The organism is bacterium (assembly GCA_016702305.1).
Lineage (GTDB): Bacteria > Electryoneota > RPQS01 > RPQS01 > RPQS01 > JABWCQ01.
The window spans coordinates 467939-494361 of record JADJEH010000001.1 but is presented as its reverse complement, the minus strand read 5'-3'; the positions used below and the strand labels follow the sequence as shown (position 1 = coordinate 494361).

Below are 26423 nucleotides of genomic sequence, written 5' to 3'. Positions count from 1 at the left end.
GTAATTCCTCAGGGCTTAGTGGAGCTTCGCGTTCTCGACTTCGGTACGCTGGACGCGGATACCCGGTCCCATCGTGGAAGTCAGGAACACCGACTTGACGTAAACCCCCTTGGCCGTGGCGGGCTTGGCGCGCATAATATTCTTGAAGAACTCTTCGATGTTGTCGAAGAGCTGCTGCGCGGTGAAATTGATGCGGCCGACGCCGAGATGCAGGATGCCGTACTTGTCCACACGGAACTCGACTTTACCGCTCTTGACTTCGCGCACGGCGTTGCCAAGGTTCGGGGTCACGGTTCCGGCTTTCGGGTTCGGCATCAATCCGCGCGGACCCAAAATCTTACCGAGCTTACCAAGGTCGGCCATGACCTCGGGCGACGCAACGAGTACGTCGAAGTCGGTCCAACCGCCTTTGATGCGTTCGAGGATATCCTCGAAGCCCGCATGGTCGGCGCCGGCTTCCTGCGCTTCAGCGATTTTGGTCTTGGACACGGCCACGACGCGCACGGTCTTACCCGTGCCGTGGGGCAGCGTCACCGTCCCGCGAACGATCTGATCGGCCTTTTTGGGATCCACTCCCAAGCGCACCGCAACTTCAACCGTTTCGTTGAACTTTGCCGGTGCGGATTTCTTGAGCGTGTCAATGGCGGCAGTTAGAGGCAACTCCGCCGTGCGGTTGACCAGCCCGCGATTTTTCTTGACGCGTTTTGAATAGGGCAAATGTGCTCCTTTGGTGGTTCGTTCGTGCGGCGTCCGCACTCCCACCCGTTATGAAAAAAGAATCAGTTGGAAACGTTGACGCCCATCGAGCGGCAGGTGCCTTCGACCATCCGCATGGCCATTTCGACAGTGTTGGCATTCAGGTCTTTCATCTTGATCTCGGCGATCTCGCGGATAGCGCCCTGCGTGATCGTGCCAACCTTGTTACGGTTGGGTTCGCCCGAGCCGCGTTCGACCTTGATCGCCTTCTTGATCAGAATGGCGGCGGGCGGAGTCTTCGTGATGAAACTGAAGCTCTTGTCCTTGTACACCGTGATGACGACGGGAATAATCATTCCCTTGTCCTTTTCGGTGCGGGCATTGAACTGCTTGCAGAATTCCATAATATTGACCTGCTTCTGACCAAGCGCAGGACCAATCGGCGGCGCGGGGGTCGCGGCGGCGGCGGGAATTTGCAAACGAATGAATCCGGTAATCTGCTTTGCCATGATGTATCTCTTCTGATTTCCCCCGCCGCCTGTGCCGGAAGTGGAGGATATACGCTAATTGCTATTTGAAGTGACGCAACCGGTGAGGCTTCCGGTCGCACAGGGGGACTTAACTGGTGCCGAGTTCCGTCGAGATCTGCAGGAAGTCGAGTTCGATCGGCGTGGAGCGTCCGAAGATGGACACCATGACCTTGGCCTTGCGCTTGGGCATATTGATTTCGCGCACGACGCCGGTGAAATCCTTAAACGGTCCGTCAATAACTTTGATCGTGTCGCCCACTTGGAACGGCAGTTCGATCAGCTCGGTATCGGCGGCCTTGTCTTGTTGGCCGAGAATCCGTTCGACTTCGTGACGGCGCAGCGGCACGGGACGATTCTTGGGGCCGACGAAATTGATGACCTGCGGTGTATTGAGGATCAAATGCTCGGTCGTCTTGTTGAGAATCATCTCGACCAGCATATAGCCGGGAAAGAACGTGCGCGTTTTGGCTTTTTTCTTGCCGTCGCGCATTTCGATCACGTCTTCCTTGGGGATGAGCACCTGCGTGATCTGGTCAGCAATGCCCAGCCGCTTGGACTCTTCTTCGAGGAAGCCCTTGATCTTTTCTTCCTGCCCGGTGAACACATGGATGACATACCATCCCAGTTCTCCTTCGCGGATCGGAGCGTCAGTTACTTGCGCCATGCCCTCTCGTAAGACCGTCAGGTCGGTCGTTTGATTCCCAAATACAGCTCGGACGAGCCTGGCCCGCCGAAGACTCCGCTCGCGTAGCTCAGCATGCCGCGTGTACCGCCGCGCAGAAGCCCGGCGACTCCGCGCGGTTCCGACAGAATACTATGATAGAACGCATCGAAGGCCACCGCCCCCAGACTGCGCGGGTCGAACCCGGCACGAATCAAGAGGTCTAACATCACGGGCGGATCGAAGTGATAAAGATGCCGCGGCGTGTCCCATCCCACCCAGCGGTCGCCGTAAGCCTTGGCGTCGAGCGATTGCGGATTAGGCACGGCGATGGCGATTTTCCCGCGCGGTGCGAGCAGTTGCCGCGCCGTCTCGAGCGTATCGCGAAGTTTGTGGACATGTTCGAGCACATGCCACATCGTAATCAATTTATACGGACCGGCGTGCGTCGGCACGCTTTCGATGCCGCCCGTCCACACTCGCAGACCGTAATGGTCACGCGCGTAATCGGCGGCTTTGGCGCTGGGCTCACAGCCATCGGCTTCGAGTCCGCGCCGTTTCAATTCAACAATGAACTCGCCGGTCGCGCAGCCCACGTCCAGGCAGCGGTCCGCGGGTTTTAGTCCGGCCACCACGCGCGCGGCTTTTTTGCGGATGGACAGGGGCCGCAGCTTTTTATAGAGCTTGGCGGACAGCGTCTGCGGCTCTTCGCCGGCGGATCCGAACGGATCATAACCGGGCACGTCGTAGAATGCGCCGATCGAACCGACGTCCGGACGGGGATTCAGAAAGACCAGTTTACACTTTTGGCAGCGGACCAGCGCGTAGGTTCGTTCCCCAAGCACCCGGAAGCGATCGCTGACGATACGTTCCGGTGAATGTTCGGTGTGGGTACACACCGGACAGGGGATGGTTTCGAAGTTCACGCGCCCTCGAGCCTACAGCAATTGCTGCAGACCAAGGCTGAGGATCCGGTCAACGGCGAACACGGCGATACCGAACGCGAAGGCAAAGCCCAGGACGATCCAGGTGCTTTCCACGACTTCGGGGCGCGTCGGCCAAGTGACCTTGGACATCTCGGCACGCACGTCAACAAAATAGTCCGCAAATTTCTTAAGCATAGTGCAATGAGAGTGAGGATTTCCCCAGTCAGGCACGGCAGGAGGGATTCGAACCCCCAACAACTGGTTTTGGAGACCAGGACTCTACCGTTGAGCTACTGCCGTATGGGCGGCCGTAACGACTCGCGCGACGGCAGCGAAAGGGAACACAAGGCCGGGGTTCCGCGAGCAACCCCGGCCGTTCCGTGAATGCGAGATACTTACTCGATGATCTTGGTCACGCGACCCGCGCCGACGGTCTTGCCGCCTTCACGAATAGCGAAGCGCAGACCTTCGTCCATGGCGATGTCGGTGATCAGCTCGACCGTGATGGTCGTGTTGTCGCCCGGCATAATCATTTCAGCGCCGCCCTGCATTTGAATGGCGCCCGTCACGTCGGTGGTACGGAAGAAGAACTGCGGACGGTAGTTGTTGAAGAACGGCGTGTGACGGCCGCCTTCTTCCTTCGACAACACGTAGACCTGCGCTTCGAACTTCTTATGCGGCTTGATCGAACCGATTTTGCACAGCACCATGCCGCGCTCGAGTTCGTCTTTTTCCACGCCGCGCAGAAGCAGACCCGCGTTGTCGCCGGCGAAACCTTCGTCGAGCAATTTGCGGAACATTTCCACGCCGGTGACGACGGTCTTCTTGTGCTGGCCCAGACCGACGATTTCGATTTCTTCGCCGACCTTGATTTTGCCGCGCTCGATACGACCCGTGCCCACGGTACCGCGACCGGTGATCGAGAACACGTCTTCAATCGGCATCAGGAACGGCTTGTCGAGCGCGCGTTCCGGTTCCGGAATGAAGTTGTCCACGGCGGTCATAAGTTCGTGGATGCACTTGGTCTTGTCCGCGTCGGTCAGGTTCGAGAGCGCGTCGAGAGCGCTGCCGCGAATGACCGGGCAGGTATCGCCGGGGAATTCGTAGGACGACAGGAGTTCGCGCACTTCCAATTCGACGAGGTCCAGCAATTCCGGATCGTCAACCTGGTCGCACTTGTTGAGGAACACGACGAGGGCGGGCACGTTCACCTGACGGGCCAGCAGCACGTGTTCACGCGTCTGCGGCATGGGGCCGTCGGCGGCGGACACGACCAGGATCGCGCCGTCCATCTGCGCGGCGCCGGTGACCATGTTCTTGATGTAGTCGGCGTGGCCCGGGCAGTCCACGTGCGCGTAGTGGCGCTTCTCGGTTTCGTACTCAGCGTGGTGGACGTTAATCGTAACGCCGCGTTCTTTTTCTTCGGGCGCGTTGTCGATTTCGTCATAGTTACGCGCTTGCGCCAGACCCTTCTGGGCGAGCACTTGCGTGATAGCCGCCGTGAGCGTGGTCTTGCCATGGTCCACGTGACCGATGGTGCCGATGTTGACGTGCGGTTTCGTACGTTCGAATTTGGCCTTTGCCATTGCCGGACAACCTCCTTAAGGGTGCAGCATTATATGTTCATGTCAATCTTGTGCGGTGCGGGGGCCACTCGGGGGTGGCGATATGGAGCTCGTGAGCGGGATTGAACCGCTGACCTCGTCCTTACCAAGGACGCGCTCTACCATCTGAGCTACACGAGCAGCGGTTGCGTGTCACCATCCCGGGCGGACCATTCCAGGTTTGGATTTGACCTCGGAATTCGGGATATACTGCGAGCGGGCGACGAGACTCGAACCCGCGACCCTCAGCTTGGAAGGCTGATGCTCTACCAACTGAGCTACGCCCGCATACGAACAGAAATGGGTAAACAGCTCAAAAAAGGGTACACCCCGCACGGGCGACCATTCTTAAAGCCACTAAGAACAAGGACTAAGATTGTCTCAGTCGGGGGGATACCGGGTGGTGGCAGATGGATTCGAACCACCGTAGGCGTCTGCCAGCAGATTTACAGTCTGCCCCCTTTAGCCGCTCGGGCATGCCACCAGGAGGAAATGTGTATTGGGGCCGCTCATCTGGTGGGAATAGAGCTGGCGACAGGACTTGAACCCGCAACCGGTTGATTACAAATCAACTGCTCTACCAGTTGAGCTACGCCAGCAGTTAGGTACCGCCGAAAACCCAAGACCCAAAGTTAAGAACTTGTTTTCTGGCTGTCAAGGGTCACGAGGCCCCGTTTTGGCCGATTTGGGGCATTTTGGCGATTTTGCAGCCTCCTCCCTCCTCGAAACGCCTCTCCTACTTCCTCCGCCACACCGTCTTCCCGGCCCGGTCCTCGAGGATGATGCCCCGGGCGGTGAGCTCGTCGCGGGCGCGGTCGGCTTCCGCCCAATTCTTGGATTTGCGAGCCGAGTTGCGGGTTTCGATAAGCGCCTCGATCTCGGCGGCTTCGGGGTCGGTGGCCTCGGCATCCAAATCGAGAAAGCCGAGCACTCGGTCGAATTTGCGCATCGTCTCGAGACCGAGTTCGCGTTCAGCGGCGCCAATCTTCCGCTCTTGGCAGAGCGTGTTCGCATCGCGGACAAAATTGAAAACAGCCGCGAGCGCTTCCGGAAAGTTTAGGTCATCATCGAGGGCAGTGCGGAACTCCTGTTCGCGCTGCGCCACGATGGCCTGCAACTGCGCCAGCCCCCCCTGCCCTTCCGCATGCTGCATGTTGACCGCGCAAGCTTCAAATCGGGCCAGCGATTGCTTGATCCCCTCGAGACCGCTCGCTTGGAAATTCGTGCGCTGGCGGTAATGTCCGGCGAGCAGACCGAACCGAATCTCGCGCGGCTTCCATCCCATATCCAGCAGATCGGTCACCGTGTAAAAATTCCCAAGCGACTTCGACATCTTCTGGCCGTCCACGAGCAGATGCTCAGAATGCACCCAATAGCGCGCCAAGGGAGAATCGGTCACGCCTTCGGTCTGCGCGATTTCGTTCTGATGGTGCGGGAAGATCAGGTCCACGCCGCCCAGATGCAAGTCGAAATTCTTCCCGAGATATTTCAAGGACATCGCGGAACACTCGAGGTGCCAACCGGGCCGCCCCTTGCCTAAACTGGTTTCCCACGCGACCGGTCCGTCCACCGTGTCCCACGCCTTCCACAGAGCGAAGTCGCGGACGTCCTCCTTCTCGTACTCGTCACTGGCAACGCGCTCGCCGACGCGCAGTTCTTCAGGATTCAACCGCGCGAGCTGGCCGTAGGTCTTGAACGAATCAATCTTGTAGTAGGCGGAACCTTCGACAACGTAAGCATGCTTGCGCTCGATCAGGTCCTCGACCATCTGCACCATTTCGCCGATATGCTCCGTCGCCCGCGGATAGAGGTCCGCATCCACGATCCGCAGCGTCTTGCGGTCGTCGTGAAATGAAGCGATATAGCGATCCGTGTAGTCGCGCAGCGAAATTCCTTCGGCATTCGCGCCCTTGATCGTCTTATCGTCAATGTCCGTCAGGTTCATCACCCACTTCACCTCGAAGCCCGAGTATTCCAGATAGCGGCGCAGCAGATCCGAGACCAGAAAAGTGCGGAAATTGCCGATATGGGCGCGCGCGTAAACGGTCGGACCGCAGGTATACATCGTGGCCTTGCCGGAATCGCGCGGAATAAACGGCTCGACTTTGCGGGACAGTGTGTTGTAAAGTTGCAGTGGCATAGATAGAATGTCCCCTCGGTGCTCCCGGGGGGATTATTGATGGTCAGAAAACCAGTGCGGACAGCTCCGGCGCCGGCCGTCTGTCAGCCGGTGCGCTTCATCGCGCTGTAATGCACGAAGCGCAGCAGATACTGGGCGCTCGAAATGACAACGAAGCCCGTGGCAAGCCACAAGAGCGTCAGCGGTGTGAGCCAGCCGAATAGCGGCGGCGCCCAGTTGATTGTGTAGCTGATCAGCGTCAGTGCCACAACGAACATGGTCAGTTTGCCGATATAATTCGACGTGACGACCAATCCGCGCTTGCGAAACACATAGAACGATCCGCAGACAATCGCGGCATCGCGCACCAAGAGCATCAGCAGAAACGGCAGCGGCAGCGGATTCGCGCGCGTAGGCAACGCCAGAAATACCGCGAGTGCCCCCAGCCAGACTTTGTCGGCCAGCGGATCGAGGACGCGGCCCCAATCGGTCTCGACATGAAACCAGCGCGCGATCAAACCGTCCACCATGTCACTGACCAGCGCAATCGCCATCACCACGAGCGCCCAGAAATTCCCGTTGTCGCGCGGTCCCCGCTCCAGGAAGTAGAATAGTGGAATGAGCAACAAGATCCGTCCGATGCTCATCAGGTTGGGCACAGTCAGGAACTTGCGCGGTCGTGGCTTTGGCGCGAAGACGAACTTCGAGGTCTGCATGGGCGCGGACTCTTGTCGGCGCGGTTCGGTCAAGCGTTACTCCATCGTGCGCAGAACGCGCTCTAGTTCGGCGCGCGCCCACTCTTTGTCGGGCTCGGCCAACTCCGCCAATTGGGCCGGATCTTTCAGGGCAACCGGATAGTTACCCGAGAAGCAGGCGGTGCAATAGTTCGACGGTGCGTCGCGCGTCGCGGAGAGCATGCCCTCTTGCGAAAGATAGCGCAACGACTCAACACCGAGGTAGTTTTGTATCTCGGTCGGCGACGCGAAGGCCGCAATCAGCTCTTTGCGCGTCGGATAGTCCATCCCGTAGAAGCAGGGCCAGCGTACCGGCGGTGACGCGATGCGCACGTGCACTTCGGTCGCTCCGGCATCGCGCACAATGGTGGTCAGCTTCTTCAGAGTCGTGCCGCGCACAATCGAGTCATCCACTAGGACCACGCGCCGCCCCTCGAGTACCCCGCGGACCGGATTGTATTTGATGCGCGAGTTGTATGAGCGCATGAACTGCGACGGATTGATGAACGTACGGCCGATGTAGTGGTTGCGAATCAGCCCGATTTCAAACTTTATCCCCGTGCGCCGCGCATAGCCGATTGCCGAGGTGTTTGACGAATCCGGGACCGAGATCACGACGTCGGCGTCCACCGGCGACTCGTCGGCCAGGATCTTACCGAGTTTGCGCCGCACTTTGTCCACCGAAGTGCCGTAGATCATACTATCTGGCCGGGCGAAATAGATCAGCTCAAAAATGCACATATTGAGCTGCGCGGGCGCATAACGCAGCGACTCGCGGCCCCGCGCCGAGATTGTAATAATCTCACCCGCATCCACGTCGCGCTCGTAGGTTGCTCCGATCAGATCAAAGGCGCAGGTTTCGGACGCAAAGACGAAACTGTCGCCCAGTCTGCCCATCGCGAGCGGCCTGAAGCCGTGCGGGTCGCGCGCGACCAGAAGCTCGTCTTTCGTAATCAGGACTACCGAGAACGCCCCTTCTAACTCACGCACGGCGTCCGCCAGCCGTCCAGAATTGGTCGTGGCCTTGGAGCGGGCGATGAGGTGGACAAACAACTCGGAATCCGAGGTCGTCTGAAAGATTGCGCCCTCTTGCTCCAGCCGGTAGCGCAGCGCCCGTTCGTTGGTGATATTGCCGTTATGCCCGACTGCCAACGGCCCGTCCTTGGTGTTAACCATGATGGGCTGCACGTTAGCGAGCGATGAGGAGCCAGTCGTAGAGTAGCGCACGTGCCCGATGGCGCTGGCTCCGGCGAGGTCCTTGAACTTCCCCTGGTCCCGGAAGACGTCCGCGAGGAGGCCCATTCCGCGGTGCGCGAACAGTTTTTGGCCGTCAGCGCTGACGACTCCCGCCGACTCTTGGCCGCGATGTTGCAAGGCATAAAGACCCAAATAGGTCAATTCTGCGGCCCGCGGGTGGCCAGTTACGGCCATGACCCCGCATTTATCGCGGGGCTTGTCATCGAAAAAGTCGGTATGGTGTGACATAAGACTTGTAATATAACCCGCTTAGACGGCGTTGTCAACTCGGAGGGCAGAAATCGGGGAATCGTTCCCCGGCTTGAAACTCCCGCCCGAGTTTTATATCTTAGAAATCTTGAAGTAAGCTAATCGTTGCCCAGCCCTCCCGGGCCGGGCCGTACATAGAACCAAGCAGGAGCTGTTTTTGTGAAAGTACTGATTACAGGCGGCGCGGGCTTCCTCGGATTGCACACCGCGCTTTGCTTTGCCGAAAAGGGTTGGGACCTCGTCCTGACCGATATTGCCCCGTTCGAGACCTCTGAATACCCGGCGGGCTCCGTGTTCGTCCAGCACGATGTCCGCGACAAGGCCGGATTGGACAAGATACTGTCCGAGCACAAGATTGATGTTATCGTCCACGGCGCGGCCGCCCTGCCGTTGTGGAAACCCAAGGATATTTACGAGATTAACGTGGATGGCACGCGTCGAGTGCTGGAAGCCGCCAAGCAGGCGGGCGTGGACCGCGTGGTGTTTGTCTCCTCGACGGCAGTTTACGGTATTCCTGATCACCATCCGCTATTTGAGACCGACCGCGTACACGGCGTCGGCCCCTATGGCGAGAGCAAGATCCAGGCGGAGCAGGTCTGCGTCGAATTCCGCACGCCGGAATTCTGCGTCCCGGTGATCCGCCCGAAGACGTTCATCGGCACTCATCGGCTGGGCGTCTTCCAAATTCTCTACGATTGGGTGGAAAGCGGCAAGCGCATTCCGATGATCGGCAACGGGAAGAATCGCTATCAGCTTTTGGAAGTGGACGACCTGGCCGATGCGATCTATTTAGGCGCGACGGTTGAAGCCAAGCGCGCTAACGACACGTTTAACGTGGGCGCCGAAGAGTTCAAGACCGTACGCGAGGACATGGGCGCCATGTGTCAGTACGCCGGCAACGGCGCGCGTCCGTGGGGCACGCCGGCCGGACCGGTCAAGCTCGCCTTGATGACGTTTGAAGCGATGGGCCTTTCGCCGCTCTACAAGTGGGTGTACGGCACGGCCGATCAGGACAGCTTCGTTTCGATTGAGAAGGCCAAACGCGAACTCGGTTGGAAGCCCAAATATTCCAATGCGCAGGCGCTGATTCGCAGCTACCAGTGGTATCTCGACAACAAGCACACGATTCCGCAAGGCTCGGGCATCACGCACCGCATTGCGTGGAACCAGGGCATTCTGAAGTTCTTCAAGCGCTTCATGTAAGTACACTTGCGGTTCTCCCCCGTTCCATCGCGGGGGAGAACCGGCGGCCGCTTCCGCACCTTCCGTTCATTCCGATTTCACCTTTTCCTTCAACGCTTCCACTGAGGGCCGCATGCGCCATTTTCCGCACATTCTGCTGCTGACGCTGTTCGCGTTGCACACAGCATTGGCGACTCCCTACTGGACGGAAGAGGAGATTCTTGCGGCGCGAACAAGCGGATTCTACCCGGACGCTCAGCGGAACGTCGAGACCGGGCTGCGCACATCGCGGCGCTCGCTTGACGAGATTGAGTACTTCCTGAAGTACCGCCAGCTTTGCGATTTTCTGGCGGGCTTGCAGGTGCAGACGCCCGGGGTGAATTTCGGCGGCATGCGCGAGGGCGAGGTCGGCAGCGATTTCACCATCATCCAGACCGACAACACGCAGGAAGCGATCCGCGTGTGGTCGCAATATGCCCTTTGGACAGGCGACACGGCGCGTTACGCGCAGAACATTCGCGACGCGTGGGTGTACTGCGCGGAGTGGCCCGCGTGGGACGAGGAAGGCGGCGGCTACTACGCCATGCACAACAGCGGCTGGGGTTTTGAAGCGGCCTGGAAATTTCGCGAAGCCTACGGCGACACGAGCATGAACTGGTACGCGGACAGTTGCGCAATTTGGGTTGTGGCGCATCCGCTGGCGCTCAACAGCACACTGAACTACGCCGCACAAGGTTTGGGCATCGGCGGGCTGTATCCGCATGCGGTCTACCGCAATCGCACGGATTGGAGCGACCACGCTCTGTCCCGCGCCCGGCTAATCCGCAACTGGTTCGAAGCCAATCCGGCGCGCCTCAACAACGCCACCGAGTGGGCGTTGTGCGGCGGCACAGCGCTCTGGGGCGTATGCAATTCGCTATGGATAGCCTACCCGGACAGCGGCGCGACGTGGATCAATCAATACGGCACGCAGCTTGAAACCTGGGAGGCTCCGTCAAGCTGGTACAATGCCTTCAACACATGGTACTCCAACGCTACCTTTCGGTGTTGGGAGATTACCGGCGATTCGCTTTATTGGCATCGCGGAGTTTTCTTCGCCGACTCATTGGTGGGTTTTGACGACGACAATGACGGGGGCATTCCGCCGGGCACGTGTTGCATTGCCAACGATAACGATCACTCGTGGGTAAGCGCGTATCTGGGCTGGATGGGTCTCGAACGCATCATCAGTGCGGGACCGATTGTGGATTTCTCCGCGGGTGGTTTTGCCTCGCCGGATCCGGAACGCGCGCACCTTGCCGGAGATCCGCTGGCCGTGGTGGCAGTGGTCAACAATGCCGGCACCGAAGCGCTCTCGGGCCGCGTCTGGGTCTGGGGGCCTGCTTATGCCGATAGCGCGGATTTCACGGCCGAACCCGGATCGAGTGTGGAGATACCACTCGCCGCCCTCTGGACGCTGCCGGATGCTCCCGATTTGCCAGCCCAACCGCGACTCTATCAACGCGTGCGCGTCGTCGTCGAAGATGATACCCTTTGGCGCCTCGACTCAACGCTCTTTGACATTCGCCGCGGTGCGGTTGTCAGCGGCACAATCCTCGGCGAATACGATGCGTTTTTCGCGCCGCCCTGTCATATCGAATTTTATTCTGACGAGTATCCCGATTCACTCTGGACGAGCGTAGACGTGGCCGCCGGGCAGGTGTACACTAACGGTAATCGCCGACTGCTCGCGGGCGGCAATCGCATGGTGATCCACGGCCCGCTGCGCTATGTCCTTGATGAACGCAGCTTCTTCCCGCTCCCGCCCGAAGAAAACGCCGATCCGTTCGACATCTGGTTGACCGCGACCGAAGTACTGCTCGTTGACGACGATCTGGGCGAAGACTACGAGACGTATGCACTCGCTTCGCTCACACAGAACGGCGACGAGGTGCGCGTCTGGAATCGCGATTCCGGCGCGGTTAGCGAACTTCGTGACGTACCGTGGATACTGTGGATGACCGGAGATGACAGCGCGACGACGCTGACCGCCGCCGATCAGACGACTTTGACAAACTACATGGCGCAGGGCGGTGGTTTGCTCTTGACGGGCCAGAATATCACGGAAGACGAGAATACAACGACTTTTCTGGAAACGGTCCTGCGCTCCGGCGTGAACCGGCACGATTCGGATCGCCCGTGGGCTTATGGGCTCGGCGGCGCACCCAACGTGGACGGCATGTTTCTGCTCTTGCTTGGCTCAGGCGGCGCGGGGAATCAAACCAGTCCATCGTCGCTCTTGCCGCTTGACAACGGCACGGCCTTTTGCATCAACGACACGACTGACGAAGAAGTTTGCGGCATTGCCGGTGAGTATCAAGGCGGCCGTTTCATGTTCATAAGTTTCGGTTTGGAAGCCGTATCGGGAATGGCCGGCAGCACGTCACGGGCCGCCTTTCTCGACTCCGCTGCCTCGTGGCTGTTGGAGACGAGTTCCGTAGAACCTGCTGCGCCGCAGCAAGTGACGTCGTTTGAATTGTTGCCGGCGTTCCCGAACCCGTTTAACGGTTCGGTGGAGATTCGCTGGCTGGCACCGGATGGCAGTGCTGATGTGCAACTGCGCGTCTATGATGTCCTGGGCCGCGCGGTGCGCACCCTGTTCTCCGGTCGGGCACACGGGGGCGCGCAGCGCACTTTATGGGATGCGCGTTCCGATGCAGGCATCGTCGTCGCCGGTGGTCCGTACTTTGTTCGGCTGACGGCGCCGGGAGTTTCTCTCACGCAGCCGCTTCAGTTCATCAAGTAGCGTGGCCGGACTTTTTTCGTTTAGCCGCCGCAATCCTGGTCAGGTTGCCGCATGGGCCACCTACGACTTCGGTAACTCGGCCTTTGCGACGACGATTCTCGCCGTCATCTTCAACAAGTATTACGCCGGTGTGATCGCGGGCGGAGCAGCCGGAATCGAACTTTTCGGGGCGCGCGTACCCGGCGCGACGATCTTCAGTTTTTTTGTTTCGGCCAGTATGATTCTGGTCGCGCTCTTTGGACCGATCCTATCGGCGCTTTCTGATCTGGGTCAGTTGAAGCGGCGGATGCTGCTGATACACGCCGCCGTTGGTATTGCCGCCACAGGGATGCTCGCCACACTCTATGCCGGCGATTGGCTCATCGGCGGCCTGTGGTTCATGTTCGCGCAGTTTGGTTTCGCAGGCGGGAATATCTTCTATAACGCGATGCTGCTGGACATCGCGGACCCGGTAGACTACGCCAAAGTATCGAGCGTCGGCTGGGCCTGGGGCTACCTCGGCGGCGGTTTGCTGCTCGCGCTGAACCTAGTCATGCTGCAGTATCCGCAACTGCTCGGCGCAGCGCCGGGCACGTTTACTGTGCAGCATTGTTTCTTGACCGCCGCAGTATGGTGGGGCGTGTTCACCCTGCCGTTGGCGTTCAGCTATCGAGCGCCCGTTGAGCGGCGCGCGGTGCGCATCGCCGATGCGTTCCGAGCGCTATCCCGGAGCGTGAAGGGACTGAAGAAGCTGCCCAATTTCGCCCGTTTCTTCTTCGCGTATCTGCTCTACAACGATGGTGTGGAGACGGTAATTGTCATGGCCTCGATCTTTGGCGACCAAGAGCTCAAACTCGCGACGGGCGAGCTCGTGCTGTTCTTCTTGATGGTCCAGGGCGTGGCCTTCCTGGGTTCCCTGGTCTTCGGCTGGCTTGCCAATCGCTTTGACAATCGGCGCGCGATTCTCATTGGGATTTCGATTTGGAGCATCGTGTCGTTATGGGGCTGGCAATTGGGATGGCTGGGCAATGCGCGCCTCGAATATTGGTACCTTGGCGTGCTGGCGGGATTGGTGATGGGGGGAACGCAAGCCGCATCGCGGTCGCTGCAAGCCGTTTTGATCCCGCCGCGGCAATCCGCGGAGTTCTTCAGTTTCTTCGCTATTTCCGGTAAATTTGCCAGCGCCGTCGGTCCCGCGATCTTCGGACTGGCCGTCTGGATCACAGGCAGTTTGCGCACGGGCATGCTCTCGCTGCTAATCTTCTTTGTTTTGGGTGCGTGGCTCTTATGGAGCGTTTCTGAAGAGCGGGGACGCGCCGAAGCACTGGCCTTTGAACCCTCGTCCGACTAATCCGCCATCGTATATTATTCCCGGGAGTCTTCATGCACATTGCGCGAATTGTTTTGGTGGCTATGCTTCTTTGTGGTTGGTCCAGTGCACAGGCGGACGACATGCCCGAACTGGCGACGCTGTTATCGCTGTTCAGCGCCAACGCAACCGACGATGGCAACATCCGGCTAAACTGGTCTCTGGACCAACAGTCGCCCGCCGTGGTCAAGTTCCGCATCTATCGCGGCTATGAAGAACTGGGCGCCTTCTCCGTGCTGACGGAGGTGCCGTTTCACGCGGGCAGCGCCGAGTACCTGTTGAACGATTCTTCGGCAATCCCCGGCGTGACCTACTACTACAAGCTGGCGGCACAGGGACAATTGAACGAGTCGGTTTTCCCTGTAGTGATCTCCGCGGGATTGCCGCTGGCGGGCGTGTTGGGCGGCCAGTCCAAAGATTCACCGGCGCTCGTCTTGCCCGGCAAGAACATGCGACTTTACGTGCGCAAGTCCGGGCACATCAAGTTGGAGCGCACTTTGCCCGACGCGAAAGTCCTCATTGACGACACACTTTCGGCGGGCGTCTTTGAGATCAACTCGACGGGTCCCGCACAGACCTTCAAAGTCACAATCGGTCCGTCGTTCGAACAGACGGTCAGTTGGCCGCTGCGCTGACTTTGGACAGCGCCAGAATGAGAAGAGCCACTCCCGTGAGTGGCTCTTTTGCATTCGTAACTTCCAAAGCTAACCTTGCTGCCGCGCCTCGGCGATGCAGGCCAATATGTGTTGATGAATCACCGGCGCCGCCCCCACGATGTTGCCGCTGTTGAGAAACGCATCGTCGCCCATGAAGTCGCTGCAAACACCGCCGGCCTCCTGCACAATTAGGGCGCCCGCCGCGATATCCCACGGCGACAGCTTGTGCTCCCAGAATCCATCGAAGATCCCCTGGGCAGTCCAGCACAGATCGAGGGCCGCCGAACCTGCGCGGCGGATCGCCCGGCAGCGTGGAAAGATGAGGGCAAACTCGCGCAAAAACGCCGGCAGTTCGTCATGGTAGCGGCGCGGAAACCCGGTGGCCAGCATCGCCTCGCTGAGCTTCTCTTTCCGCGCGACACTAAGGCGCTGCGTGCCCAAAAATGCGCCTTTGTCTTTGGCGCCCCAGAATAGCTGTCCTGACAGCGGATTGAATACCACGCCGCACAACAGCTCAGGCGCTGCGGCATCCCGCAACCGGGCCAAACCCAAGCTGACAGCAAACGCCGGGAAGCGCTGCACAAAATTCGTTGTTCCGTCCAACGGATCAAGAAACCACACCAGCCCGTTTCCGGCCCGGGCCGTGCCCTCTTCGCAGACGATTCCGGCCTCGGGCATCTCGCGCAGCAGGAATTCGGAAACAACGCGTTCCGCTTCGAGATCGGCGCTGGTCACCAGATCGCCCTTCGATTTTTCGCGCACGTCGGCCTCGTTCAGCGCCTGCCAGTAGCGCATCAGAACGCCTCCGGCCAGTTGGCAGGCCTCGAATGCTAACGACGCGCACTCGTCGGTGTCTCGCACCAACGCGCGCGCGTCGTCGTGTTGTTCGGTCAGATACATCGGAACTCACCGCTTTCGTATTGTCTGTTTCCTCCTAACAATACGACTTCGCGGGGAGACAATCAAGTCCGGTTGGCATTACGCGGCAGCGTGAGCTTGACGCGCAGGGAACCCTTGTGCTGTTCGATTTCGTAAGTGGCGCCGTTTTCGGCCGTGCGTGCCAAGTACATTTCGAGGGCAGTGATATGCAGCGGCTCTTCGTCCGTTTCGAAGTATTTGGCCTCCAGCTCAAGCTCGCCCGAGCTATTGGCGAAGTTTGTCGTCACGTTCATTTCCACCAGTCCGCGCGAGAAATCATGGACGGCCAGTGTGCACAGCACGAATTCGTCTATCACGGCTACGACATGGCGGAAGACGCCGAACACGGTATATTGATCCTTGGCCAGATCGAACCGTTTGCGCACTTTGTGTTTGTACGTCAGATTCGCGTCCAGAAACTGCAATTCATTTGAGACCAATTCGAAAAGCGACATTGGCCCGGTGGTTTCCTGCGCGGCGCGGTGAAATCTCCGGATGATCACCTGCAGCAACTCAGTCAGATGTCGCGCATTGCGGGACATGATATCCAAATTGCTGCGGCTCTTATGATGCTGTGTGCGCAACGCCTCAGCCGATTGTGAGACGCCGCGTTCGAGTTCGCCAAGCAGACGGTCCTGCTCGCCCACGCGCATTTCCAGAAGTTGAGTCGCGCCGATGACGCCCGATAGCGGAGTGGCCAGATTATGCACGATGCCCGGCAGCATGCTGCCGAGGAACTCGCGCTCCAATGCTTCGAAATCAGGCGCTCCCGCGACGTTGCCGGGGGTCGCTTCAGTTTGCTGTTGCTGATGAGTCTCTTTCAACTCCACGTTCATTCCTTCTCGCTCAGTTTTTCAGACCGCGCATCGTCTCTCGCGTCGTTGCCGACAATTGCAAATCCAGTTCCGAAGCATTGTTGAACCACCGGTCGTGCAGGTCGCGGCGCTTGGCGTTGCCGGTCCCGAACACGAGATTGGCAACTTGCCCAACATGGCGGGTCGTTTGCGCAGATGCAACGGAATTCGTGCACTTCGCCACAATGAGCGGCAATGCGGAGCGGCGAAATGATTCCGTACGCAATTGACAGTTTGTGCCTACGTCGTTGCGGCGCGGGTGCAGGCGTTCGACATATCCACACACCGCTTGGGGAATTCAACCACACGTCGTGAATGTCCATCACCGGCCCGGAGCGCAAACGGGCCGTCGCATGGACGGCCCGTTCATTTTTCTGTGCTGCTTGAATTAGCTGATCAGCGCGTCAGGCCGATAGCGCCCGGCTAACACCTCAACCGGCCGACCCCAAGCGCGCATCCGCGCATCTCGCGTCAGGAGCACCACCTGCCGCGATCGCGCGAGTTTCTCAATGACTCCGCGTGCCACGCTTAGGTAGTGGTCGTCCAACTGTGCCAGAACGTCGTCCCATAGCACAGGACAGCCTTCCGCTTCGGTGCTGGCGACCAGCAGTCCGGCATTAATGCACAAGATGACCAATTCGGCGATACCGCGGGAGAGCGTGTTGAGTCCGCGTCGCTGTCCGTCCTCTTGCACGACTCGCCACTCGCCGTCAGTCCATTCAATTCCGGCAAAGCGCTCGCCGATCGCATCGGTAAGGGTCGTTTGGATTGCGCCCATGACCCGCTCGCGCGCGCTGCCGTGCAACTCGGCCAGTTCAACGGTCAGGGCATCCGCCATATTCCGCGCCGCGTGAATGCTGCGGTCCAGCTCGTCGAGCCGCCCTTGCACCTCAGAACGTTCACGGGTCAGTGTGTCTTCATCCGGCAAATCAGCCAGCGCAGCCCGGCGATCCTCCGTCCCCAACGCGGCCAATTCATGTTTAAGCTCAGCGGCGCGCTGTTCGTGGTTGGTTGCCATCTGAAAGAGCACTTGCATCTGTTCACGGTATTTTTCGAGCCCTTCCGCGCGGGACTCCAACGTCGCGAACAACGGGTCAATCTCCTGCAACCGCTCGGTGAGCTGCCGCAATTCTTCTTCAATGACCCGCGTGCGGATGGCCAGCTCCTGCGGCGGGTGTTCGGAACTAAGGCGCGACTTTGTTTCGCGCAAATCACGCTGCAATTCCGCGCGCTCTGTCAATGCATCCACGACGGACTGTGCACCGCGCATGGAGAAGGCCTGCTGAACTTGCGCATCCAGCCGCGACATGCGGTCTGTCAGATCGTTCAACGTCGCAAGCTCCGCGCTGCCGTCGCTGACGCTGCGTAACTCTTGTTCAAGCCGTCCGATGTCGCCGCGCACCGTGGCGGCGGTCGCGTTGGCCTGCCGTGCCGCTTGCTGCCGCTGCAGTTCGGCCTGACCTAACGCAGCGCGCAATTCACCCAGTTGTGCTTCCAGCGCGGCGACGCGATCCGCACTCCCGTGTTCATTCGTGAAGTGCTCCCACTCCCGATCAGCTTCGGTCAGTTGCCGTGACAGTTCGCGGAATTCATCTACACGCCGCCGCATTTCATCGCGTTCCAATCGGCGCAGAATAGCGGGCACCTGTACGGGCTCATGTTCCACGGGGGCCTTGGATAACTCCTCGTCCAATGACCGCAACCTACCGGCGAGCAGTTGAAACTCCTGCCAACGGTCCACCGCAGCCTCAAGCGTTAGGCACTCGCCGAGGGGCCCAACCTCCAAGCGCAGCACTTCCCGTTTGTGCAGGTCCTCTTGCTGCATCGGCATCAGTGATTCAAGCCGTGACTTCAATACAGACGACGTATCAGCGTCCTGGCTCGGTAACATCAACGCGGCCAGACCGTAGCCCAATCCGCCCCCGATAACCGCCGCGAAGAAACCGATGTCCTTGCCCAGAAGTGCGCCCACGGGGAAACCAGCCGCGCCGGCTCCGACGACCGCGAGCACGCTCTTCAACCCATTGCCACGGGGCCGCGTTTGCAGCGCGACGATGCGACTGCGTAGTTGAGCGAGTTCGGCCTCTCGCGCGGCAACCGTTTCACGAATAGCGAACAGCCGGTCCAGCCGTTCACGCGTATTGCGGCCCAAGTGGTCGAAGCCTACGAAGTCATGCCCTAATCGTTCGGCGATGCGTGCCCGTTCCTGGCGCCGGGCCTCGTGCTCGCCTGAATCCGGCTGGGCGGCCTGTGCGGCGGAATTCAGATAGCTCTCTAACGCGTTCCACTCATCCGGACTCAATTGCAGCAATTCGCGGAAGCGCTCCTGCCGCTGCAATTCAATGCCCTCGCGTCGTCGCACGAGATCAATCCGGCGCCGTGATAGGTCAGTTAGCTCGCGCTCACAGCGCTCGATGCCCGTGCGAGCTTCCTGCTCCGCCGGAGCCGCCTCACTCGCTTCGATGGTCGTTTCAATCTCCGACAAACGCCCAGCGAGTGCGTTCTTCTCTTCGGTCAGGCGCAGGACCCGGTCATGCAGATCACGTGCCTGCGCCTCGGCGATGGCTCGCTGCTGCTCAAGCTGCGCGTATTCCTGGGCCAGCGCGATGGCCTGATCCGGCAATCCGCGCGTCTGCTGCTGCAACTCTTCCAACCGTTCCTGCAATTCGGCGAAGCGTTCGCGCACGCCTTCCGCGGCGGTCCACGATTGACCCAGCTCGGCCGCCCAGTTCTCCAGATGGACCACTCGCTCGGCCAGTTCAACCTTGGCGACAAGTTCGGTCTCTTCGGCGGCTGCGATCTGCCGCGCCATTTCTGCCTCGCCGATTTGACTGCGCAGCTCAAGCGCGCGCGCTTCCATCTGCTCGAGTTCCATCTTGCTCTCGCGGACCATATCGAGTCTTGCATCCAGCTCGTCGAGCGCTTCATGCATCGCCACTCGGCCGGGCCGCCCCTCGACGCCTGCCTCCAATTGCTCGCGCCGCAATTGCCACGCATCGCGCTCGCGCAGCAGCGGCTGGCACACCATGCGCTCCGCCCACGCCAACTGCGCAGTGCCGGGAATCAACCAGTCGCCGTTGACGACAAGATGCGGCGTCGGTCCGACGGCCGCTGCGTCTTCATGGAGTGTTTCAAAGGGCGTGCTGGGCAGTCCGTTGCCGTTCGCTGCGGGTCGCCATGTCGTCAGGCCGGTCATCAGATCTAAAGACCACTCGACGCGCGCCTCACCCATTTGGCCAAGCAGAGCAATTTCCGTCAATCCGGCCTCGCGCAAACTCTCCTGCAATTCCCGGGTATGCGTCGGGGTCGCCGCGGCTCGTACGGCGGCGCACAGCAGCGACTTTCCGCTCCCGTTGCCTCCGGCCACCACGTGCACGCCTCCCCCCATGAAACGCCAGGCAACCTGCTCGGCTCCGAGGAGCGCCGGGTTCCCGGTGAGTTGCACCAGTTGCAGTGTGAAGGGATGTAGGGCGCGGGACGATTCGAACATTACTGAGGAGAAAGCCAAAGTTGCAGCGATGGTTCTACTAACTATATCAAGTAATATACTTCGTGCCCGGCGTAAACACAAGGATTCTAATTCTATACCGACCACGAATCGCATAAATGCACGTACAACGGAATTGATTATCACGTTGTTTTGAAAAAGTTTGCCTGTAATAATCAAGATGACCAGAGGGATGTTGCCTCTCGCAAACCACTCAACAGGGCAATTTCACGTGAAACAGTAGAGACTTGTTTGAAAAATCCGTAACATAAGCAGGATCCCGGCGATACAACTTGACTGACCCGCATGCACGTAATTCTCATCCTGCTCGTCAACATCCTGGTCGTACTTCCCGCGACCGGGATGGATTTCGTGCGTCTCCGCGACGGTCGCGTCGTCGAAGGCGCGGTGATTCGCCAAGACACATTGGCGGTCTATCTTGCTCCGTGGGATCAACGCCATCTTCGCCAACCTGATATGGAAGTGTTCGGGCGCTCAGAGGTTGAATCTGTTTGGCTCGGCGCCCCGCCGCACGAAAGTGCCGCGCGTCCCTATACTTTGCACTCGGGTCTGCTTGAAATTGGCGGCGGTCTCAGTTTTCAAACGTGGGCGGCGAGCGTTCACGAGCGTCGCTACCTGATGCAGTTCTCGGTACAAAGCGGCTATGCGATCACGAAGTATCTCGGTACCGAGATTGCAGCGGATTTCTCCGCCCCGTTCGCCCACAAGACGGACAAGGACTACGACGCCTTGCGCTTCGGGTATCAGGTCGCCCTGCATGTCGTTGGCACGCTGGACATGGGATCGTCGTGGATACCGTTCGCCTACGTCGGCGGCGGTGGTGCCTTGGAAGTTCCGCGCGCCGGTCTGGTGGAAACCACCAGCGACGACGCGCGCAGTTTGATAGACGTCGGCATTGGTGTAAAGTCCGGTTGGAACGGACTTGGATTGCGGGCCGAAGTTCGGCATGCTTATTACACATGGACTCCTGACGTTGCGGTAGCCGAGGAAGTGCGTTCGACTGGCCAGAATGCGGACGCGACAACTCTGCGGGTGTCACTGTTTACCTACTTTTGAAATCGGAGTGCCTGATGCGAACGCATCTTCTTACTGTGACCATGATCTGTGCTTGTGCGCTCTTCGCTCAGGCCGCAACCTATCCGGTAGAAGCGCTGCTCGCGGAGCGCGTCGGCGGCGAACCGGTATTATCGGGCAAATTGGCTGGCTGGCAGACATTGCAAGCGCCGGACTTCGACGGCTACCGCATGCTGTGGGGCACGCCGGTGAGTTTGGGCGACGCCCTGGATCCGCAGGTGATCGGCGAAGCGGTGCAGCGTGAGTTGGGCACGGCCGTTCCGTTACAATTTCGGCAACGGAATACTACCCCGACGCGGGACTATCTCATCTATCGCGAACTACGCGACAATTTACCCGTCGTGAGTGGGCGCACGGACGTCGTGCTCAACAAGTTTGATCAGGTGACGCGCATCTCGCAGACAAGCTTCGCCAAGTGGCCCGCGATCGGCGCGTTCACGTTGACGAAATACGTGGCAGGGATGCACCTGAGCCGCGGACTTGAAGCGGCCGATTGGCAGATTGCCGACGAACAGAGCTTCCCCTGTTGGTACCCCGATGTCGAGTCGCACGAATTGCGCGCGGCATATTGGCTCCGTATCGCCGGACCTCGCCCGCACCAGCGATACAATGGAATCGTGGACGCGGAAACCGGTGCCGTGCTCCTGCAATGGTCGGGCATCGCGCACGAGGTGCTCGACTTGAGCGTGACTCAGCCGGAGTGGCCCATGTATGAACACGAGGAGCCGGTCAGCGCCCCCTGTGCGCATCAGAACGTGGACGTGAATGCCGCGCAACATGTCACCTCGGTAACAGGCGGGCTTTCAGTCGAAGCAGGCACGCAGGCAGACGTCGTGGCGACGCTTGTCGGTACATATGTTGAAGTGACCAACGACGACAACGGTGAACAGGCTATCCACGGCGTACATTTCGATGCGCCGTTCAATGACGAACAGTTTGCCTGGCCGCTGGAGCAAGCCTCGCCTGCCGAGTACAATCTCTACTACCATACGACGTTTATCCACGACTGGTACAAGGTCATTGATCCGAGTTATAACGCGCTCGACTATGCGATGCCGGCGGTGGCGAACTACGGCTCGGCATATGACAACGCCTTCTGGAACGGTTTCGGCACGTACTATGGTTCAGGATTGAACTACAACAACTTCGGCATGTACTCAGACGTCATTTACCACGAGTACACGCACGGCGCGACCGACGGCATCTATCCCGACGACATGCTCCCATACGTTAGTCAACCGGGCGCGATGAACGAAGCGTGGTCGGACTATTTCGGCTGCACCATCAACGGCGATGCCTTGATGGGAGAATGGTTGACGGGCAGCGCACATCAGGCGCTGCGCAATCTCGAGAGCATCATGGTCTTTCCGCGCAACTGGACAGGCGAAGTGCACAGCGACAGTCCATTCATTTCCGCGCCACTCTGGCGATTGCGCGGCCAACTGGGCATTGGCTATACGGACTCGCTCGCGCATTACGCTCGTTACGCTCTGGCTGAGTTGTTCTTTGACTATTTTGTCTCAGTACTCGAAACCGACGACACGGACGGAAACCTCGCCAACGGCACGCCGCACGGCGAACAGATCTACGCATCGTTTGGTATCCATGGCATCGGGCCGGGTACCGCGCCGAATTTCATGATCGAGAATCTTGACATTAGTGACGAGTCCGGCAACAACAATGGCTATGCTGAAGCCGGCGAAGGCCTGTTGTTGTCGTTTCGCCTCGTCAATGATGTGTTGTTGTTTCCACCCGCCGCGACAGGCGTCGTTTTGACCTTGACAACTGACGATCCGACACTGGTGATTGATAACGGCGAGTACGTCGTCGGATCGCTGGGACCGCGCGAGCAGTTTGAGTTGGGCCCTGTGCAGATCGCGGTCATGCCCAACGCGACGGACCATTGGGGCGTGCTGCATCTCGAAGTCCATGCCGACCAACTCGTCGAACCGCTCTACGTTCCCATCGAGTTTACGGTGGGCCTGCCGAAACTCCGCGTCGTGACGCGCTCGTTGGAGTCGGACGTGCATGAGTACGTTACCACAGCATTGCGGGACATGGACAAGATTTATGAGTTTGAGCGGATTGCCGAAGGTGATGCACTTGACTTGTCGGCGCTGCCGGATACGGGCTTGGTTATCTGGCTATCCGGTGATGCCACTCAGTCGCACTTAAGCTCTCCGGATATTGCACAGCTCGATGATCTGCTCGCAAGCGGTGGTCACGTAGTCTTGTCGGGCAAGAGCATTTTGGCCGGCACAAACATGACTTTCGCCGCGCAGACCTTGGGCATCGAGCCGCAAGGATATACGCGCCTGCGTATGGCTTCCGCGTTGACCGATCCATTCGTTGAGGGCGCCACCTATCTATTGACAGGATCCGGTGGCGCTGCCAATCAGGATAGTATGACCAAGTTGACTCCGTTGGCAGGCGCGACGCCCGTGCTGCGTTATGGCCCTGCCGGAACAAGTTACGCGGGAGTCGTTGGTCCGAACGGCCGAACGTTGACCCTTGGCTTCGGTATGGAGGCAATTGCCGATAACGATCCCATCGGCAACGAGTCGCGCACCGAGTTTTTGGCGCATGTGCTTGCGTGGGCTGGTCTGCCTACATCGGCCGCCGAGGACGGGCGCCTTCAGCCAGTGCAGCCCACGGCTTTTGACTTGCACACTGCCTATCCCAATCCGTTCAATAGCAGCGTGCGCATTCACTACTCCGTGGGTCAAGCGACGCAGGCCGCGCTGGTCATCTACGACGTGCTCGGCCGAGAGGTGCATCGTGCGGCGTTGAGTAACGGGATGGGCGAGTATAGTTGGCAGCCGTTACAGTCTTCCGGCGTCTACTTCGCGGTACTCCAGAGTGATCAGCGATCATCACGTCCGCTGAAGCTGCTGCTCGTGCGTTAGAACGAGATGATCAAGAACAAGAAAAGGAGCCGCATGGCTCCTTTTTTTTCTCATGGTCGTTACGATCAACGCTTCTTTTGGCACTTTGGGCAGAAGTAGGTTGATCGCTGAGCCTGCACGATCTTACTTATTGCTCCGTTGCAGCGCAGGCACTCTTCGTTCTCGCGATCATACACGCGAAACTCTTTTTGGTATGAGCCATAGTTACCGTCCGGACTCATAAAGTCGCGCAACGACGACCCGCCGCGATCGAGGGCCGTGCGCAAGACATCCGGCACCGCAGCGCAGAGTCGTTCGCATTGCGCGCGCGAAAGTCTGTTCGCGCTTGTGCGCGGATCAATCCGGGCCACCCAGCAGGCTTCGCTGGCATAGATGTTTCCAATCCCGGCGTATAAGTTCTGATCAAGCAGCACGACTTTGATGGCCTGCGCCCGTGCCGCCAGCCGCTCCTTGAGTTGAGCGGGCGTGACGGGAACGTCGAGCGGTTCCCACCCGAGTCCGGCCAGTTCACGAACATGATCCGCATTCCGATAGTAGTGCAACGTGCCCAGCGTGCGCACATCCCGGAAATAGAGTGATTCGCGACCGTCGTCGAGTGTGAATCCGGCCCGGGCATAGTCGGGCGGCGGCGTCGTTGTTGCGTCCACGTACAATCTTCCGGTCATGCGCAGATGCACGAGCAGCATACCGCGTTCAAGCCGCAGGAGAATATATTTGCCGCGGCGTTCGACGGCAATCACCGATTGATCCTTGATCGCGCGCGCCAATTGCTGCGGCGTTTGCGTGCCCAGTTGACGCGGCACCGCCGCCCACGCTCTGCGCAGGGTGCGCCCGATCAAGCGCGGCCGCAACTCGCGAACGCATGTTTCAACTTCGGGAAGTTCAGGCATGTTCAAGCCACCGCATGAAGTCGCCGACCAGATAGAAAGATCCGCAGACAACGCCTTGCGAAGTGAGCGGCAAGTGGAGCAACTCGCGATAGGCCGTCTCGCGGTCAATCGTCCGCGCCAGAAAGCCAATCTCGCGCGCGGATTCGACGAGATCATCGGGTTGTGCGCTGCGCGGCGTCGGCGCTTGCGTTATCCACAGTTCATCGGCCACGCCTGCCAGCCCCGCCAGCGATTCGCGCGCGTCCTTGTCTTTCATCATCGCCAGCAGAGCGACGCGCTTGGAGTATTGACGTTCGCGCCGCAAAACAATTCCAAGCTCTTCAAATGACGCCGGGTTGTGGCAGACGTCGAGCAGCAGATTGGGATGCCGTGGCACAGTCTGCATGCGCCCGGGCAAATGCAATCCCGCGATGGCGGCGCGAATCTCATCGTCATGCAATTCCGGTTCAATCGCCAACACCGCCGTCAGCGCAACGCCAAGGTTGTGACGCTGGAATTCGCCGCGCAGCGGATTGTCAAGCGATTCGATGGCGCGTGAACCAAACTTGTAATGATGAACTTGTTCACCCGCGATTGTGCACGTGAAGTCGCGGTCCTCGAGCAGCAGCTGCGCTTTGGCGCGGCCCGCCGACGCCTCGATTTGCGCGAGGGCCTCAGGTTCCTGGGCGACGCTGACGCAGCGACAGCCGGGCTTGATGATTCCGCTCTTATCGCGCGCGATCTCTGTCAGCGTCTTGCCAAGGATATGCGTATGATCGAAATGAACGCGCGTCAGCACGGCCGTGGAATAGTCAATCACGTTGGTGGCGTCAAAGCTGCCGCCTAATCCAGTTTCGACGACATGCGCGGTCGTGCCGAGTTCACGCGCGCACCAGAGATAGAACAACCATATTGTTTCAAAATAAGTGAGCTTGGGCGTTCGTCCGCCAGCGTGCGCGTCGCGCAGGGCAGTCATGCCACGGCACCAGGCCTCGTCGGGCAGATTCCGGCCATCGAGCTGCACGCGTTCACGGGCCGATATGAGGTGCGGACTGGTGAAGGTCAAAGTGCGATGCCTCAGACTTAGCAGCACCTGCGCAAAGGCGGCGGTCGAACCTTTGCCGACGGTGCCCGCGATGTGCAGGCAGTTCGGCAAGGCCACTGAGAGTCCCATTCCGCGGACGGCGGCGCGCACGGGTTCGAGCTTGGGCGCATCGCGACCGCTGCCAAGGGGTGTGTCTACCTCGTAGTTGATCAGCGAGTCCAGGAAGCGCTCTACATCAGAGAAGGTATTCACGCGTGTGGGCAAACTTCGAGTATTGGTTGAGAGTTTGAAACACGGCGAAAGATACGCAAAAGCAGAGTGACCTGCAATTGGAACTTAAAGGAGAAGTTTAAAGACGGAGTGCGGCGGCGTTGCGCACGGGCAACTTGCGCAGGGGGCGTGCAGGCTGCACGCGTTCAGGGTGGGAGAGGCTTAAGCGGAGGTGCGCGGCTTTTTCGCACCGGCATGGAAGCCGGACGTAGGCGCGGGAGTAAACCAGCGC

General features: G+C 59.4%; 21 protein-coding genes and 5 tRNA genes. 6 read left to right on the top strand and 20 right to left on the bottom strand.

Going from position 1 to position 26423, the window contains the following annotated elements; all coding sequences use genetic code 11:
* Positions 1–15: 15 nt before the first annotated feature.
* From IPH10_01960 to IPH10_01895, 14 genes are all read right to left on the bottom strand, one after another.
* Positions 16–717: a 50S ribosomal protein L1 gene (locus tag IPH10_01960; protein ID MBK6909689.1), complete on the bottom strand. Its 702-nt coding sequence runs from the start codon at positions 715–717 to the stop codon at positions 16–18.
* A 62-nt stretch (positions 718–779) separates the two neighbouring features.
* Entirely contained in the window at positions 780–1205 is a 426-nt protein-coding gene (gene rplK / locus IPH10_01955; GenBank protein ID MBK6909688.1) for a 50S ribosomal protein L11, read from the bottom strand.
* 109 nt (positions 1206–1314) lie between these two features.
* On the bottom strand, positions 1315–1890 hold the full coding sequence (nusG, locus tag IPH10_01950) for a transcription termination/antitermination factor NusG (protein ID MBK6909687.1): 576 nt from the start codon (positions 1888–1890) through the stop codon (positions 1315–1317).
* A 17-nt stretch (positions 1891–1907) separates the two neighbouring features.
* The gene (locus IPH10_01945; GenBank protein ID MBK6909686.1) at positions 1908–2813 is read right to left on the bottom strand and encodes a class I SAM-dependent methyltransferase; all 906 of its coding nucleotides are present in this window, start codon (positions 2811–2813) and stop codon (positions 1908–1910) included.
* A gap of 12 nt (positions 2814–2825) precedes the next feature.
* On the bottom strand, positions 2826–3008 hold the full coding sequence (gene secE / locus IPH10_01940) for a preprotein translocase subunit SecE (protein MBK6909685.1): 183 nt from the start codon (positions 3006–3008) through the stop codon (positions 2826–2828).
* A gap of 33 nt (positions 3009–3041) precedes the next feature.
* A tRNA-Trp gene (locus IPH10_01935) sits at positions 3042–3113 on the bottom strand.
* Positions 3114–3208: 95 nt separating this feature from the next.
* Complete coding sequence (gene tuf / locus IPH10_01930; GenBank protein MBK6909684.1) at positions 3209–4399, bottom strand: elongation factor Tu; 1191 nt, start codon at positions 4397–4399, stop codon at positions 3209–3211.
* 83 nt (positions 4400–4482) lie between these two features.
* Positions 4483–4558 (bottom strand) — tRNA-Thr (locus IPH10_01925).
* Between the two features lie 74 nt (positions 4559–4632).
* Positions 4633–4705, bottom strand: a tRNA-Gly gene (locus tag IPH10_01920).
* Positions 4706–4818: 113 nt separating this feature from the next.
* Positions 4819–4901: transfer RNA gene (locus IPH10_01915), tRNA-Tyr, on the bottom strand.
* 42 nt (positions 4902–4943) lie between these two features.
* Positions 4944–5016 (bottom strand) — tRNA-Thr (locus tag IPH10_01910).
* A gap of 137 nt (positions 5017–5153) precedes the next feature.
* Positions 5154–6557, bottom strand: a complete 1404-nt coding sequence (locus IPH10_01905; protein MBK6909683.1) for a cysteine--tRNA ligase — start codon at positions 6555–6557, stop codon at positions 5154–5156.
* Between the two features lie 83 nt (positions 6558–6640).
* Entirely contained in the window at positions 6641–7285 is a 645-nt protein-coding gene (locus IPH10_01900; protein ID MBK6909682.1) for a CDP-alcohol phosphatidyltransferase family protein, read from the bottom strand.
* 3 nt (positions 7286–7288) lie between these two features.
* Entirely contained in the window at positions 7289–8755 is a 1467-nt protein-coding gene (locus IPH10_01895; protein ID MBK6909681.1) for an amidophosphoribosyltransferase, read from the bottom strand.
* A 180-nt stretch (positions 8756–8935) separates the two neighbouring features.
* On the opposite strand from IPH10_01895, the gene IPH10_01890 reads away from it, so the two are divergent.
* The 4 genes from IPH10_01890 (at position 8936) to IPH10_01875 (ending at position 14726) form a co-directional block, all read left to right on the top strand.
* Positions 8936–9979, top strand: coding sequence for an NAD(P)-dependent oxidoreductase (locus IPH10_01890; GenBank protein ID MBK6909680.1), 1044 nt, complete (start codon positions 8936–8938; stop codon positions 9977–9979).
* Positions 9980–10091: 112 nt separating this feature from the next.
* Complete coding sequence (locus IPH10_01885) at positions 10092–12743, top strand: T9SS type A sorting domain-containing protein (GenBank protein ID MBK6909679.1); 2652 nt, start codon at positions 10092–10094, stop codon at positions 12741–12743.
* Position 12744: 1 nt separating this feature from the next.
* Positions 12745–14073 carry an MFS transporter gene (locus tag IPH10_01880; GenBank protein ID MBK6909678.1) on the top strand — a complete coding sequence of 443 codons (1329 nt, stop codon included), beginning with the start codon at positions 12745–12747 and terminating at the stop codon, positions 14071–14073.
* Between the two features lie 56 nt (positions 14074–14129).
* Complete coding sequence (locus tag IPH10_01875) at positions 14130–14726, top strand: hypothetical protein (protein MBK6909677.1); 597 nt, start codon at positions 14130–14132, stop codon at positions 14724–14726.
* A gap of 69 nt (positions 14727–14795) precedes the next feature.
* Here the strand turns inward: IPH10_01875 and IPH10_01870 are convergent, their stop codons facing one another.
* The 4 genes from IPH10_01870 to IPH10_01855 all read right to left on the bottom strand — a co-directional run bounded on the left by IPH10_01870 (position 14796) and on the right by IPH10_01855 (position 20009).
* Positions 14796–15647, bottom strand: a complete 852-nt coding sequence (locus IPH10_01870; protein MBK6909676.1) for an inositol monophosphatase — start codon at positions 15645–15647, stop codon at positions 14796–14798.
* A 62-nt stretch (positions 15648–15709) separates the two neighbouring features.
* Entirely contained in the window at positions 15710–16501 is a 792-nt protein-coding gene (locus IPH10_01865) for a hypothetical protein (GenBank protein MBK6909675.1), read from the bottom strand.
* Between the two features lie 10 nt (positions 16502–16511).
* Complete coding sequence (locus IPH10_01860) at positions 16512–16745, bottom strand: hypothetical protein (GenBank protein ID MBK6909674.1); 234 nt, start codon at positions 16743–16745, stop codon at positions 16512–16514.
* Positions 16746–16907: 162 nt separating this feature from the next.
* Positions 16908–20009: a hypothetical protein gene (locus tag IPH10_01855; protein MBK6909673.1), complete on the bottom strand. Its 3102-nt coding sequence runs from the start codon at positions 20007–20009 to the stop codon at positions 16908–16910.
* Between the two features lie 303 nt (positions 20010–20312).
* Between IPH10_01855 and IPH10_01850 the strand changes: the two genes are divergently transcribed.
* Together IPH10_01850 and IPH10_01845 are read left to right on the top strand one after the other, a co-directional pair.
* Positions 20313–21083, top strand: coding sequence for a hypothetical protein (locus IPH10_01850; protein ID MBK6909672.1), 771 nt, complete (start codon positions 20313–20315; stop codon positions 21081–21083).
* Positions 21084–21097: 14 nt separating this feature from the next.
* A complete protein-coding gene (locus IPH10_01845) occupies positions 21098–24007 on the top strand; it encodes a T9SS type A sorting domain-containing protein (GenBank protein MBK6909671.1) in 2910 nt (969 codons plus the stop codon).
* Between the two features lie 65 nt (positions 24008–24072).
* Here the strand turns inward: IPH10_01845 and mutM are convergent, their stop codons facing one another.
* Both mutM and IPH10_01835 read right to left on the bottom strand, forming a co-directional pair.
* A complete protein-coding gene (mutM, locus tag IPH10_01840; GenBank protein ID MBK6909670.1) occupies positions 24073–24897 on the bottom strand; it encodes a bifunctional DNA-formamidopyrimidine glycosylase/DNA-(apurinic or apyrimidinic site) lyase in 825 nt (274 codons plus the stop codon).
* A complete protein-coding gene (locus tag IPH10_01835; GenBank protein ID MBK6909669.1) occupies positions 24890–26173 on the bottom strand; it encodes a hypothetical protein in 1284 nt (427 codons plus the stop codon). The genes mutM and IPH10_01835 overlap by 8 nt, the downstream gene beginning before the upstream one ends.
* Positions 26174–26423: the final 250 nt, after the last annotated feature.